Genomic DNA, 3625 nt, shown 5'->3' with positions numbered 1-3625 from the left:
CCAACCCCGAAGGCACCCCCACCACCGCCCACTGAGCGAACTCCGCCTCCACCGCATGCCCACCCAACACCCGCATCACCGGCGTCCACGGCACCTCGCCGGCGCCCGTGTCCGCTCCGACCGGGAGGGTGTCCTCGCTCGCCGCCTCCGCCACCGCCGCGAGCCCCGCGGGGGTCGCCCGGGCGAACACGTCCTGCACCTTGAGGACCAGGCCCGCCCGCCGGGCCCGCGCCACCAGCTGCATCGAGGTGATGGAGTCGCCGCCCAGCTCGAAGAAGCTGTCGTCGACCCCGACCCGCTCAAGGCCCAGCAGTTCGGCGATCAGCCGGCACAGCAGGGCCTCCGTCGCTGTCTCCGGCTCGCGTCCGACGGCCTTCCCGGCGAGGTCGGGTGCGGGCAGGGCCGCGCGGTCGAGCTTGCCGTTCCGGGTCACGGGGAAGGCGTCGAGCGCGTGGACCGCGGTGGGCACCATGTAGTCGGGCAGCCGTGTGGCCACGTGAGCGCGGACGTGCCTGGGGTCGACACCGTCCGGGTGCTCCGGGACGACGTAACCGGTCAGTCGGAGTTCTCCCGTGTGATCGGTCCGAGCGGTGACCACGGCCTGGGCCACGTCCGGGTGTGCGGCGAGGGCCGCCTCCACCTCGCCCAGCTCCACCCGGAAACCACGGATCTTCACCTGGGCGTCCGCACGCCCCACGAACACCAGCTCACCGTCCTCGGACCAGCGCACCAGATCACCCGTCCGGTACATCCGCCCACCCGGCACGAACGGACACGCCACGAACCGCTCGGCCGACAGCCCCGGCTGCCCCCAGTACCCCGACGCCAACCCGGCACCGGCCGCGTAGAGTTCGCCGGTCGCTCCGGGGGGCAGCGGCTGGAGGAACGCGTCCAGCACATACGTACGGCGGCCGGGCATCGGTCCGCCGATGGGCAGCACCGGACCGACCCGGTCGTGGCGGCCGACCTGGTGCCAGGTGACGCACATGGTCACCTCGGTCGGTCCGTAGCAGTTGCGGAACGCCACGTCCGGGCAGGCCTCCCGGACCCGGGCGACCGAGGCAGCGGGCACCACGTCGCCACCGCTCAGCACCTCGCGCAGGCCCGCGAAGCACTCCGGTGCCTCTTCGGCGAGCGCCCGGAACAGTCCCGCGGTGACGAAGGCGGCGGTCACACCCTCGGCCACGTAGCCGCGCATCCGCTGGGCGTCGAGGACTCCGGGCTCGGCGATCACGACCCGCGCGCCCGTCGCCAGCGGCACCCACAGCTCGTACAGGGACGCGTCGAAGGCGTGCGGCGCGTACATGAGCACCGTGTCCTCGGGGCCCACGTGCCACTCGCGCTCGCCGATGAGGGCCGCGGCGCTGCCGTGCGGCACCGCCACCCCCTTCGGCACCCCGGTCGACCCCGACGTGTACATCACGTACGCCACATCACCCGGGGCCACCGGCGCAGGGCAGCCGCTGTCGCAGCCGGCCAGCTCGGCCGCCGTCGCCGGGTCGTCCACCACCACGACCCGGACATACACACCCTCCGGCAGGACCGGGCGGGTCGCCGCGGAACACACGACCACTGCCGGGGCGCAATCCTCCACCACATAGCCCAGCCGTTCGGCCGGGGATGCCGCGTCCACGGGCACATACGCGGCCCCCGCCCGCCAGATGCCGAGCAGCACCACCACGACCTCGACGGAGCGCTCCATCACCACCGCGACCCGATCGCCGCGCCGCACCCCGGCACCCGCGAGATACGCCGCGACCCGGCCCGACGCCGCCCACAACTCCTCGTAGGTCATCGACAGGTCGCCCTCGGACAGCGCCACCGCACCCGGCGACACCCGCACCCGCCCCGCCACCAGCTCCGGCACCAGCCCGTCCGGCGGCTCGGCCGCCTCGCCGATGGACCCGTCGAGCACGGCCGCACGCTCCACCGCCCCCAGCACGCCCACCCGGCCCACCGGCGCCGACGGGTCCCGCAGCAACTGCCCCAGGACGCTCACGACGCGCCGGGCGATCAGGTCCGCCCGTTCCCGGTCGAACAGGTCGGGCCGGTACGTCACCACGACGCGGAGCCGGTCGGTGGGGACGATCCCCACCGCCAGGGGGTAGTGGGTGCCGGCCACGGTGTGCAGCCGGGTGATCGTCACGTCGGCGGAGGACCGGTCGGGTCCGGAGAGGGCGACCGAGCCGCGCGGGTAGTTCTCGAACATCAGCATGGTGTCGAAGGTCGCCCCCGGACCAGCGAGTTGCTGGATGCCGGGCAGGCCGAGGTGCTGATGGGAGATCAGTGCCGCCTGATGTTCCTGGAGTTCGGCGAGCATCCGCGCCAGGGGCTGCTCGGCGTCCAGGCGCACCCGCACGGGGAGGGTGTTGATGAACAGGCCCACCATGGACTCGACGTCCGGCAGCTCGGGCGGGCGGCCGGCCACCGTGCCGCCGAACACCACGTCCGTGCGCCCCGCCAGCCGGGCCAGCACGAGGGCCCACGCGCCCTGCACCACCGTGTTCACCGTCAGGCCCTGTGCGCGCGCCCATGCGGTCAGCTGCCCCGTCTGCTCCAGGGACAGCTCGGCCGTGACGACGTCGGAGGTCACGGGCGAGCCGCCCGGGTCGGCGGGAGCCACCAGGGTGGGTCCTTCGACGCCGTCCAGTTCGGCCCGCCAGGCGGCGCGCGCGGCCTCCTTGTCCTGGCGGCCGAGCCACGCGAGGTAGTCCCGGTAGGAGACCGCACGCTTGAGGGCCGGGGCTTCCCGTCGGCCCGCGTAGAAGAGGGAGACCTCGTCGAGGACGATCGGCATCGACCAGCCGTCCAGCAGGATGTGGTGGCACGTGATGGCGAGCCGGTGCCGGCCGGCGCCCAGGCGGATCAGCAGCAGCCGCAGCAGCGGTGGCTTCGTCAGGTCGAATCGCCTGGTCAGCTCGGTCTCGGCCAGCCGATCGGCCTCGGCAACCGCCTCGGCGTCCGGCAGTCCGGTCACGTCGGCCTCGCGCCAGGGGAGTTCCACATGCCGGGAGACGACCTGGACGGCCGCACCGGACTCCTGCTGGTGGAAGCTCGCGCGCAGCGCGGGGTGCCGGTCCAGCACCGCTTCCCATGCCGCGCGCAGCCGGGTCGCGTCGAGCGGGCCGTCGAGGGCCAGCAGGCGCTGGGTCTGGTAGACGTCCGGTCCTTCCTCGTCGAACGCCGCGTGGAAGAGCATGCCCTCGTGCAACGGCGACAGCGGCCAGACGTCCGCGGGGTCGGGTATCCGGGCTTCCAGCTCCTCCAAGCCGCGCTGGGTGAGGTGGACGAGAGGGAAGTCGGACGGGGTGTGGCCGCCGGCCGCGGGGCGGGTGGTGTGCGCGGCCAGGGACGCCAGCAGGTGTGTCCAGGCCTCGCCCAGCTCCTCCGCCGCCGTCTCGTCCAGGACGGCGCTGGGCCAGCTGAGTGTGACGGTCAGTTCGGGTCCTTCGGGCGTGTCCCGGACGGCCGCGTTGGCTTCCAGGGTGTGCTGGGCCGGCATGCCGGGGGCGACGGCACCGCCGATCGCCGTGTCGCCGGCCAGTTGCCAGGCTTCCACGGTGCCGGTCCGTCCGCCGCCGGTGAACCGGCCCAGGTAGTTGAAGCCGATCTGCGCGGCGGGCAG

At 73.8% G+C, this 3625-nt stretch carries 1 protein-coding gene; it reads right to left on the bottom strand.

Going from position 1 to position 3625, the window contains the following annotated elements:
* Positions 1–3625: amino acid adenylation domain-containing protein (locus ACIRFL_RS43595; RefSeq protein ID WP_404041267.1), on the bottom strand; the 3625-nt coding region annotated here is incomplete at both ends.

The sequence above is a fragment of the Streptomyces sp. NPDC102462 genome (assembly GCF_044765425.1).
In the GTDB taxonomy this organism is placed as follows: domain Bacteria; phylum Actinomycetota; class Actinomycetes; order Streptomycetales; family Streptomycetaceae; genus Streptomyces.
The sequence above is the reverse complement of the archived record's forward strand: the minus strand, read 5'-3'. Positions and strand labels throughout refer to the sequence as shown.